Origin of the sequence: Mycoplasma sp. CSL7475-4 (genome assembly GCF_024834065.1) — a bacterium.
In the GTDB taxonomy this organism is placed as follows: Bacteria; Bacillota_I; Bacilli_A; order Mycoplasmatales; family Metamycoplasmataceae; genus Mycoplasmopsis.
Map to the genome: position 1 here is coordinate 1 of NZ_JANUYA010000013.1, position 12,510 is coordinate 12,510.

At 31.2% G+C, this 12,510-nt stretch carries 2 protein-coding genes; both read left to right on the forward strand.

Features of this window, described 5'->3' with window-relative positions; genetic code table 4:
• Positions 1–74 precede the first annotated feature (74 nt).
• Complete coding sequence (locus NXS15_RS03630) at positions 75–10,430, forward strand: hypothetical protein (protein WP_259290504.1); 10,356 nt, start codon at positions 75–77, stop codon at positions 10,428–10,430.
• 301 nt (positions 10,431–10,731) lie between these two features.
• Positions 10,732–12,510: hypothetical protein (locus NXS15_RS03635; protein WP_259290505.1), on the forward strand; the 1,779-nt coding region annotated here is incomplete at its 3' end.

The following is a 12,510-nucleotide window of genomic DNA, read 5'->3' on the forward strand; positions in this document are numbered from 1 at the left end:
GTGATAAAGTCGCTAAATCAAACGAATTAGCAAAAATTGAGGAATTTTATAACCAATTAAAAGCTGCTAATGACTTGGCTAACAAACAAAAAGAATTTGCCAATAAATATAACGAAATCGTTGACTTGGCCTCAAATGATAAATATAGCGACATTAAAGATGCAATTAAAGAGTTGATGAAACCTTTAAAAGATGATGTTGAAAATTCAAATGATACTGATTTTATTGGTCAAAAAACTGAGCAACTAACAACTAATAATTATGCGCAAAAAGTTGAAGATGCTATTGCAAAACACAATGAAGTTGACAGTAAAATTAATGAATTAAACAATGCTAAGAATACTGAATACGCAAATTATCCAGAAGCGAAACAAATTTTACAAAATGCTGTCGATAAATACAATAACTCAACTCTAAACTCTGATGATATTGACCCACAAATAAGTGACAAAAATGTGTTAAATCCACAAAATTACACAAATATCATTAACAAATTAGACAAACAAAAACTTGAAGCACAAAAAGTTAAACAAGCTAATGAAAATTACAATAATGAATTAGCAACTGTTTTATCTGATAGCGATTTTGTTGGTTATGATGGTGCTAAAGCAAAATATGAGGCACAAGTTCAAAAAGCTAAGGATGATTTAGCAGATGCCATTAAAGTGGCAAATTTAGATCCTGCTAAATTAGTCGAAGCTTACAATAACGCCAAAGCCGCATTAGAATTAGCTAAAGAAAATGTAGCTAAAAATAAAGCAATTGATGATTTCAATAAAAAAGTTGATGAGCTAAACAAAGTTAAAGACGAATTAAGCAAAGCAACCAATAGCAAAGCTTATTCAAATTTAATTTTCAATATTAACCAAAATATCAATACTGAAAAAGAAAATGTCGACTTCGCAAATGATTTTGCGTCAGCGAGCGAAAGTCAAATTCGTACAGCTATTGCCAAATTAGGGCAAGTTAAAGATGAAATTTTATCAAATCAAATTGGCATAGATAAAGCAATTAATTTATACAATAACCCAGGTAAAAGTGAAATTGACAAATTAATTAAAAACGACATTAAAAAAGAATCTAGCGAATCAGCTATCGATGATAAAAATCATGTTAAAGAATACCTAGAAGGTGAAATTAAAAAAGCTGACCAAGTAATTAGCGATGTTAGTGAACAAACATATACAACTTTAGGCCATGAAGACGCTTACCAAAAAGCATATACAGACGCTAAAAAGATTTTAGATAACGCCTTATCAGTAGCAAGAAAACGTATTGCAAAAATCGATGAAGCTAAAACAGCTTTAGAAAATTACCAACACAATAGTGAAAATATTATTCCAAGTAATATTGCCGACTGAACTGATCCTAAATATGACGGAATTAAAGCAACTTTAAATAAAATTAAAGCAGCAGAAGATGCTAAATGATTACCTATCTCAAAACTTAATTTAGAAGACGTAAATGTTGAAGATGTAAAAGCTTCAACAGCAAAAATTATCCAAGCTTATAATGATGCTAGATTAGGTAAAGCTAAAATTGATTTTGATACTGAGTTTAATAATATTGCTGACGTATTTACAAATCCAGATTCGAATGCGGGTTCAACCAATAAATACGCAACATTACGCAATAAAATTATTGCCGAAATGCAACCAATTAAAACTGAGGCAGATGCTGTCAATGTTGATAAGACCGATACTTACAAAGGCGCAGACCCTAAAGTTAATAAAGTTAATGAATTAGAGCAATCACTTTCACAATTTAAACAAAAAGCTAATTTAGCCAAAGAAGCATTTGACCAATTAGAAAGTGAAATTGAAAAAACTAAAGAACTTAATAATAATTTATACAACCAAAATAATGATGAAAATTCATTAACAAACCCACAAGCATACAATCTAATCAAAGATGCTATAGCTGATAATCTAACTTCAACAGTTCCTGAAAATGACGTTTTAAACCCTACTGTTTATAAAAATAAAGTTGATGCCCTAAAACAAGCAATAGAAAAAGCCAACGAAATAAACGATGCTAAAAAAGCTTACGATACTGAATTGAATAATAAAGCAACTATTGATGACTCATTGCCTGAAACACAAGATTGATATAAAAAAGAAATTGCAAAAATTGCTCAAACTTTATCAAATACATTAGGTGGGCTAACTAATACTCGTGACCAAAATTACGTGGCAAATGTTAAAAAAGCATACAGTGATGCTAAAAATGCTTTAGAGCAATTAAAAACACAAATTGCCCTTAAATCTGCTCAAGAAAAACACCGTCAAGCAGCGCAAAAACTAAGACATGCACAAGATGAATTAGGTGTAGATAACAATCCGCAACTTAAAGGTTTAAATAAACAAATAAATGATTTAATTGATCAATCAGAACAAGCAGTAAAAACTAATGCTACTCCAACACCATATGAAGGTGTTTCAATTGAAACATTGGATGATCAAAGTAAAATCCTGATTGATTTCACTGCAACTATTGATGAAAAAGTGTTAGAAATCAACAAAGCAAAAGATCTATATGATAAAACCGTTGAAAAATTAGATCAATTAAAAGATGATCCAAAATATGCAGGTGAACAAGCTGAATTAGAAAAAGCAAAAACAGATGCAAATGATGTTATTACAGCTGCACAAAATAACGAAACAATCGGTGCCCAAACATATAAAGATCAAGCTGATTTTGTAATTAATTCAGTAATTGACCAAGCAAACGATAGATTCACTAAATTAAGTGAAAAAGCAAATGATTTCATTAAAAATAATGACCTTGAAAATAATCAACGTTATGAAGAAATTAATCAAACCTTACGTGATAAAATTGCTCAATTACAACAAGGCTTACCAAACAAAATTCACGATGACACTAAAGACAAGATTGCAGAATTAGGCGAAAAAGTAACACAAGCTGAAACACAATATGACGAATTACAAAAAGCTATTGATCAAGCTGAAATAGCAAAAGCAAAAGCTGATTATGACGCTAAAAAAACTGAGCTTGACAATGAAGCAAATGCTTTAGATGAATATCCAGAAACTCAAAAATGAGCTCAAGGTGAAATTAAAAAAGTAAATGATGAATTAACTCAAAAAAATGCCGAATTAGATGCTAACCAAGACTCTCCTACTTATAAGGTTGATAAAGTTAAAGCGTACAAAGAATATATTGCAAAATTAAGCCAAATTCATAATGATATTCAAGCTAAGAAAGCTGAAGAGACTGAAAGAGCAAAACAAGCTTACAATGCAAAATTGGGTGAATTAGACCAAAAAATCACTGAAAGTTCGACCCATCCAAGTAGAAAATACATCAAAGATAAATTAGAAAAAGATAAAACTTCTATTACCAATACAATTAATGATCAATCTACACCAAAAGCTTACAATCAAGCAACCTCTTCGCTAACTGAAGATATTGCTTACGCAGATCAACAATTCCCAATTGCTGATGCAGATAAAGCAGCAGTTGAAGCATACGATGCTCTTAAAGATGAAGTTAATAATTATTTAGAAAATGATATTCCTGCCTCAAAACCAGAATACAACAAAATTAGAACCACCTTACAAGATGTTGAAAGAGAACAAAATGCGATTGGTTCAGCAACTAATGATCCTTATCCAAAACAAGCAGCAGCCAAAGAAGCTAAAAAACAACTAGAAGCATCATTTAGAAAAGCTAAAGAAGAAAAAGAACAAATTGATGCTGCTAAAGCTGAATACGATAAACAAGTTGCTTTAATTGATAAATTAGTTAAAAAACCTGAATATATTGAAGCAAATCAAGTTCAACCTCTAAATGAACAAAAAACAAGTTCGCAAACAGTAATTCAACAAGAACAAGAAAGCAATCAAATTGATGCAAGTGATTACAATGGCGAAACTGATAAATTAAAACAAGCAATTCAAGATGCTGCAGTCGCTGTATACAATAAGTTAGAAGAAAAAGTTACTGAGTTACTAAATAATGACAATTTAGGCGACAAAACTCAATACGCGGCAATCAAACAAGCATTAGAACAAGCCAAAAATGATAATCATTCAAATGGAACTAATAACCAAAAACCATATGAAACAATCAATGCTGCTTATGATAATTTAAATACAGCTTATGAAAAAGCATTGAATGATTCTTTAGACGTAGCTAAAAAACAATACAACACTGATAAACAAAGTGCGCAAAGCGATATAAATAGCACTAACCCTGTTTATAAAGACGCTACTGACGCATATCAAGCAGAAGTTAATAGAATGCAAAATGTTTTAGACGGTATTGATACTGATAGTAATACAGATAAAAATGCTAAACGTAAAGCTTATGAAAAAGCAATTGGCGAATTAGCAAGCGCAAAAGATAAATTTGCGAATGATAAAGCTGCAATTGATGCTGCTAAAAAAGCTGAATATGATAACAAAGTTAATGAGATCAATAATTTTGCAAATACTTTAGATGATTATCCTGATGCTAAACAAGCGTTGTTAGATGCTTTAAAAAATAGTGATAAAGTCGTTGGTAGAGATACAGACGCAACACCAGATTCGCAAGGTGTTACAAATTGATATCCTGAAGCAGACAAAGCTAAACAAATTGCTCCTAATTTTAATGATCAATTACCACTATTGCAAGACGCATTAAACAAAGCTCAAAAATCAACAAGCGATGCGGCTAAAAAAGCCTATGAAGCTGAAAAAGCTAAACTAGACGCTTTGGCCCAAGATGTTCAAGATGAACCATACGCAGAAGCTAAAGCAGCATTAAGAAATACTATAAGCTCAATTGGTGATGAACTAGAAAGAGATCTTGCAGCAGCTGGCGATGATTTAGATAAGCAACGTAAAGCTTACGAAAAAGCTACGCAAGCATTAAAAACAGCAAATAAAGACTTTGAAAACGCTAAAATTGAAAAAGAAAAAGCAAAATACGAAAAAGAAGTCGGTAAATTAACTCAATTAAAAGATGCTTTAAGCAAATATCCTAATATTCAAAATCAATTGCAAGATGCTTTAGATTCTTCAAACCAAGTTGTTGGTAAAGATGGTTCATCTTACGATCCACAAAAAGCAACAGTTGATAATTTTGTTAATGAAATACCAAAAATTATTGATGCAATAAACAAAGCTAAAACAGCAGCCAAAGAAGCCGCCAGAACTAATTACGATAGAGATTTAGCTGCCGCTAAAGAAGAATCAACAAATACAACCGATCCTAGTTATGAAGGTCAAAAAGCTGATTTTGATAAAAAAATAGCAAAAATTGAAAAACAATTACAAGACAATCTAAGTGCTGCTGGAAATGAAGAGGATAAAATACGTGAAGCTTACGAAAAAGCTTCCGCAGCAGTCAATAAAGCTAAAGATGACTTTATTAACTCAAAAAATAGTGAACAAGCACAAAAAAATAAACAATATATTGAATTAGCTAACCAAGTTGATCAATATTTAGCTAAACCTGAGCTTGCTACTGGCTATAATGACATCAAAAAAACATTGACAGATGTTAAAAAGATAACTGATCAAACTAGTGGGGTGGGTAAACAACCAAGTTTAGAACAAGCAACAAAAGACTACAATGCTTTAAACACTGCGTTTGAAAACCTAAAAACGCAAGAGCAAGTCAGAAGAGATAAAATCACCGAGAGAAATAATAAAGATTCACAATTCAATATAGCATTAGCTAACTATAGTGATCCAAAATACAACAATATTAAAAACTATTTAAATAGCGCTAAAACAAGTGCTACTCAAGCCTTAAATAATGTGTTAAATAACCCTAATTCAACTACCAGCGAAATTAATAATGCATATGACGCATATACTGGTCAAAATGGATTACAAGGGGCGATTGAAAAAGCAGCGGCTGCTAAAGAATTTAAAGATAAATATGATGCAATTACTGCTCCTTTAGCTGAAGATAAATATTCTGCTATTAAAACCGCAATTGATAATATTGCACAAGTAAAAGCGGGTCTAGATGGATTAAACAATATAGCAAACACTAATAAAGATGTATTTGAAACAGGCACAAATAAATTAAATGCTGAAAGTTCTAATATAAATAGTGTAAAAAATGCATTAGACAACTTAATTACAAAAATAAATAACTTGAAATCTCTTGCAAGTCCTACGACAGAAAATAGTGATATTACAGCCTTCCATAATTTAGTAAACACTGACCAATTTGCTAATCAATTGAAAGGTCAAATAACAAACGCTTTATCACCACAGCAATATAATGCTCCAACAACTACGGCAAGCTCAATAGAAACAGTCAACAGCGAAGCTGTTAGAGAAGTCAACGGCTATGATAGTGCCCTAAGTACAGCAACTAAGCAATTTGACAATGAAAATGATGCAGCCGTAAAACAAAAAGCCAAAGCTTTATTCAAAGCTGAATATGATAAAGTAGTCAATGCTTTAAGAAAAAATATTGATGATTTCAAAAAAGCAGGTAATAAAACCGCTCTTGAAATTGGTGAAAAAATCAAAAATGAGTATAAAGCTGCTAAAGAAAAATTAGTATTATTAAATAATAATGCTGATAAATATTTAGCAAAAGCCAAAGCCGAAGTAGCCGTGGAAAAATTACATTTAACCAAAAACAATCCACAAACTACTTATAGAAGTTTCTATAATGAAGGAATTGATCCTAACACAGCTTGATTAAAAGATTATGATTACCAAAATGGAAGTAGTTATATTGGTCTAAATTCAAGATTGCAACATTTAAATCAAACCGGTGGTGCTGTCCAACAATATAATGCAATTGCAGCCGAAGCCGCAAGCAAACTAAATCAAAAAATGATCTTGGTTGAAAATAAAATTAAGTCACTGCTGCCAAGTGATATTAAGACCACTTTAACACAAAAAATTAATCAAATTAAAACTGATAAGACTAAACAAAATTACAATGATCTAGCAGCACTATATAAACAAGCGTTAGATAGAGCTCAGGTTGATGCAAAATTAAGTCAATTAAGAGAAAAAATAAACAAAGTAAAAGATCTTTTACCTTCAAATGATGATAAAAAAGCTCATCTTGAAACTCTATTTAATAACAATAGTTCAATGAGCACATTAGATAATGTTATGAACAAGGTTGATAGCATATTAGAGCGTGAACACACCATAGCTGTAAATCGTGCCAAAGAAGCTATTGAAAAATTACCAGCTTTAGTTCCATCATATAATAGACAAAGCAAATTAAATGAGGTTGAATCAGAATCTATTACGACAGCACAAGCATTGGAATTGGAAAAAGAAGCAAAAGCAACGAACCAAAGTATACTTACTCAATTGCAAGATGAAATAGTTAAAATGCCAACTAACGCTCGTACTTACTTGAATAATGAAAAAAGCTTAGCAGAGCAAAACTATAATGGTAAACCGAATGCTACTGATAGAAAAACGATTGGTGACAAACTATTAGAATTGCAAACATTAGCAGCAAATACGGTGGAAAAATCTAGTGAATTTAATACCAAAATTAATAAAGCGTTTGCTGATAAAAACGGAAATACAATTAATGTAAGTAAGTATCGTGATGTTTTACAAAAAAGCTTCCGTGACAGTAGTAAAGCTGATACCATTAGTGAAATACAAGGATTAATTAATGGCTTACCAACCTTAAAACGAAATTTTGAAACCGTTAGAGATTATTTCCTAAATGACTTCAACAATGATAAAGATATACCTCAAAACGTTAAGAATATTTATAAGAACGCAATTCAAAACATCACTAAATCAAATGATAACCCAGCTTCAAATTCGTATTCTACCTTCGATGAAATCAATGGTTACTTGGTAGGTGATGCTGACTCATTGTTGAACCAAATGAAGTTCAATAAAACTAAAGTTGAAGCGCAAAGAAATATAAACAGCTTATCGAACAATGGTCAAAAAACCTTCTTACAGCCCGAATTAGATAGAGTGCACGGAACAACCCCCGAAAACATAAAATGGCTTGAAGACATAAGAGATGAAGCGAGTGGTCTAAAAACAAAATTAAAAAGTGTTAAAACTAAAATTGATATTCTTGATTCAAGAGCGACAGGTATTAAAACCGGCTTAACCAATCAATGAAATTCAACTAATAGATTAGGAAATGACAATAATAGCAGTACATCAGCAACGGCTTATGGTATTGATAAAAAAGTTGATGAAATTAAAACTGAGTTAAGCTCGACAACTGCTGAAATTGAAAAAATAAATGACGCAGGTTATAAAGCTACTTTAGGAACAGAATTAGGCGAAGTAGGTTCAACTTTAGCAAACACTGATAAAACAATAGCTGACTTACAAGCAATTAAAACTAAAGCTGAAAATTGACAAATTGCCTATAGCTCGGCCACAGCAGCTGTAAACGAGTTGAAAGATGATTCGCCACAAAAAAACAATTTAAAACAGAGATTGAATAATAATGGTAAAACACTAAACGATCTAAAATGAATTCTGAAAGAAGCGAAAATCGATAAAGTTCTTGAACCCACAACGGACATTACAGATTTCAACCCTGAAAAAAGAAAGTTAATAAACCAATTAAACGACCTAAAAGCCGATCCTAATTTAGATGTTCCTGAAGACGATTTAAGAAGAATTCAAGAAACAGTAGATAGCATTTACGATGTTACATACTTTATACCAACAACCTATAGTCCATTCAATGAAAATATGACAAGAATATTTAATTGAAAAAAAAGAGATGTTATTGGTTATCTAAAAATTGATAAACTTGAAGGTGACTATTCAAAAGATAAATGATTATATATTGTTGCTAAAAATGAACAAAGTGTAAGAGTTATTTCTGAGCCAATTCGTTTTGATAAAAAAGAATTAAGTTTTACATTCCTAAGAAACAGATTTGTTAAAGACGGTTTGTATTCATTAGAAAAAGTTGTAGTTGCCGATAGCAGTAGAGAAAGTGCTCAAACAATTTTAAGTTCTAATAAGTTGATTAATACAAAATATGCTAACCAAAGTAATTTCAAAGTGCAAAATAACGGAGATATTAAAGCCGAAAATGTAACCCTTCTATTTAGAAATATCCGTGGCAAACGATCAGGAGACCATCCTAATCCAATCGAATTAATCGAAGCAGCTTCAAACAATGAGTTTATTCTATCTGGTTTCAAAACTGAAGGTGTTACCATAAAAGATGGTAGTGTTTCGATCCGTCTAAAAGGTTTAGCTCAAATTGACAAAAATTGATCTTATGTTAGAACAAAACAAGCTATTAAAGAAGAAGAGGAAAAACATCCTTTCAAAGAATTGGATTATGATGCAATTCAACCAAAACCGCTACAACACGATTTAACAATTAATTCTGTAAATATAGAACAAGACGCTAGTGGTAATATTAAATTTAAATTTAATTCTGGAGATCTTAAAGCATTCTATATCTATAACATTGAATCCATAAGCTTTAGAGGATATCCTGATGATGAACCCGCTAAGGAACGAACTTATGTATGGCAACAAGAACATAACGAAAATTCTGAAATTACATTCGTAAATGATAGATATATATCAAATACAAAACCAGCAGATTCATATCTATTTAGTAATTACAATTCATTTATGCTAAATGAATTAAAACCAGATATGATTTATAACAATATAAATTCTACTTTCCCTGAATTTGGTTATACATATGATCATTATGGCTCTGGTGGATATAACATGAATGCGTATGCTGTTGGTCTGAACTATAGCAGAAATTGACACACCGCTGTGTTTTCACACTTGTTTGAATACTTAAATAATGGTGTTCCACAAACAGGAAAAATATTTGACTCATCAACAGGAAGTGAAAAAATAGACCTAAGAGAAAAATGAATTGATTTTATTTCAAATCTAACTGCAACAAAATGAGCAGAACACAAAGTAAACGATTATTGGTGATATAAATCACCTACCGACACATGATCAGGTTCAGGTAAATCAGCATCATCTATACATCTAGGTTACACTGGTAAAATCTATCTTGAATTATTTAAGTTTACCGACGAAAATAATTCAAGAAATGTATTACTTGCTCCAGTTCTAGGTGGTAGAGATCTAGAAGCTAACATTTATAAATTATTAGCACTTTATACCAATGACATAGAGCAAGTTAAAGAACAATTAAGACAAAATCCAAATGACTTAACTAAAAAAAGAAAACTGCGTGAATTAGAAAAAGAAAAAGAACTTCTATTATCAATGCTTAATAGAACTGGTGAGTATATGGCAAAAGGGGCAGGAACAGGTGTTCCTGTAATGTGACTAAAAGAATACAATATCAACAAGGGTGGTGGCGATTATACTGTTAGTCTGTACACAGAGCTTATTTATAAAAGCATTTACCGCGCGATGAAAAACTTAATCAATATTGGTGACTTTAAGTGAGTCGATATCGATTATAACAATGAGAACATAAGATAAAATTATTTCTATATAAACGCAATCAGACAAAAGTCGAAGAATATTCTTCGACTTTTCTTTTTATAGATTTATCAATTTCTTAACACTAAATAAATCGTAATATTAATATTGAATTTATCTGAGTTAAGCAACAAAAAACTTTTTTAAAAATAAGAAAGGTTTTTGTTTCTTACATGATGGATAACATTTCTACGAGATATTTGTTCGTAAAAAAAAAAAAAAAAGAATTATAATGTATAAAAGTTATTTTAGTTAAAAATAATATAAATAGCATTACTTTTTTTAATTAGAAGGAGGAAAAATGAAGAAAAAGATTTTAACAACTCTTGCCACAGGAGCGGTTGCTACAACCACTACCGTCGGTTTAATTGCGATCCTAGAAGCAAGATTGGAAAAAGATATATATCCACAAATTAAACCGGAAGCTTTACTTAAAAAAGTTGGTGAAGTTACTGCTGATGACATAGTCTTTTACTACAAAGATAAAAAAATTGACCCACAAGATTACGGGGTTACTATTTTGTCATACGGTTATAACGATGTTAATGGAGTTGGCGTAGCTGATGTTAAATACAACTTTACAGGTAAAATTAAAAGAAGAGATATCAGTTTAGACTTTGAAACTACTGGTTTTAGAACAGCGAAAGACGATTTAAACGATCCTAATGTTGTAGGATTGGGCGATAAGGATTTAACAGCGGCACACTTTAGCGAAAAAATAAACGAACTAAATCAAGAAGCAGGGCAAGATCAAAGCAAATTGCTAAAATTAGCAAAAATGTTAATTGGCAATATGTTAAATCAAGATCAGTACGACTATCATTTTAGTGATATCACTTATGATGAAAACGAAAATGTAACATTCCGTGTAAGAGCGACTTACAAATTAGAGCCAAAAGATAGTTTTGAACGTGAGATAAAAATCCCTGCATCTAAATTTTTAGCCCAAAAAACACACGAGGAAAACTTAGCTAATGATTACAAAAAATTAAGCGATGAAGTTGCCCAATGAATTAATGACAATTTAGGTCCTGAAAAATACTCGCGCGACATTAAAAAACCACTAGAAAAAGTTAAAAAAGAAACTGATAGCCAAGCCTTGCCAAACAAAGCTAATCCACCAGCCGAAAAAACAATTATTGCAGCACGTAACGAATTACAAAAAGCATTTGACAAAGCAAAAGTTGACAAAGCTATTTTTGATCTTGAAGAAAAGCAAGCTGAACTAAAACACTATGACATTAATCATTTAGAAAATAACCCTAATGCACGTCGTGTTATAAAACATGCATTAGATAATTTTTCTCGTTCAAACATTTCGCCTGAAGAAGTTGAAAACGTCCCAACATACAAAAAATTTATTCAAAAATTAGATGATGCTTTAGCAACCGCTAAACAAATCCAAGCTGCTAAAGAAAAATATGATGAAGAATTAAAAAATAAATTCCAACCAGAACACTTTGGCATTGATAACGAAACAAAAGACGAATACGAAAACGCAGTTCAAAAGATAGTTAACGACTTAAATGAAGCTCAACAACAAGAACTAACTCCAGAGCAAGCAATCGAAAAATACGAACAAGCTCAACAAGCTCTTAACGATTTAAAAACACGTTTCAATGACAGACGTCAAAGCGCAATCGATGAATACGAACAAGCACTTAATGATTTAAATACTTCAAAAGAGGCTCTTAATGGCATTGATAGATATGCAAAATTAGAAAAAGACACTGAAGATTTGATTAATGCTAAAAATATAAGCGTTGATAAAGCTAACAATTATGACAACACCACTATTGCCAATATAGTTGCTCAAACTAATGCACTAAATGAATTTAATAGTAGCATTCCGGCAGCAAAAGAGGCACTAGATAAAGCTAGTGAAAACTACGATCAAGCTTTAGAACGTGTAAACAATCTTAAAAATGATCCAAAATATGCCGAGTTTAAAGATGAACTAGAGACAAAAATTAAAGAACAAACAGATGCTATTGCCAAAAATATTACTGATAAAACCATCGATGTAGAAAAATACAACAATGCAGCAGCTGCATTGCAAGCAATTTTGATTAAAGGGGCC